The 293-nt window shown below is 61.4% G+C and carries 1 protein-coding gene; it reads right to left on the bottom strand.

Annotated features, from left to right (window positions below):
* A partial coding sequence (locus MTR66_RS21035) for a transposase (RefSeq protein ID WP_243924685.1) occupies positions 1 to 293 on the bottom strand: 293 nt, incomplete at both ends.

Genomic DNA, 293 nt, shown 5'->3' with positions numbered 1-293 from the left:
GCTTGTAGAGCCAGGGCGAGAAGTCGAAGCGTTGCTTGCGGTTGGGAATGTTGGCCCAGATATCTCGCGCGGCAGCAGCCTCGCGGATTGCGTTGCTGTCATAGCCCTTGTCGCCCAGCAGGGTTGCACCTGCCGGAATAACCTTGATCAGAGCCTCGGCCTCACAGGCATCGTGAACTTGGCCGCCGGTCAGTGTCAGGCCGATAGGACGTCCGTGAGCATCGACAAGAGCGTGGAGTTTGCTGCTGAGGCCACCCCTGGAACGTCCCATGCCACGATCACAGGATCCCCCC

Origin of the sequence: Novosphingobium beihaiense (assembly GCF_022832375.1) — a bacterium.
Taxonomy (GTDB): domain Bacteria; phylum Pseudomonadota; class Alphaproteobacteria; order Sphingomonadales; family Sphingomonadaceae; genus Novosphingobium; species Novosphingobium beihaiensis.
The sequence above is the reverse complement of the archived record's forward strand: the minus strand, read 5'-3'. Positions and strand labels throughout refer to the sequence as shown.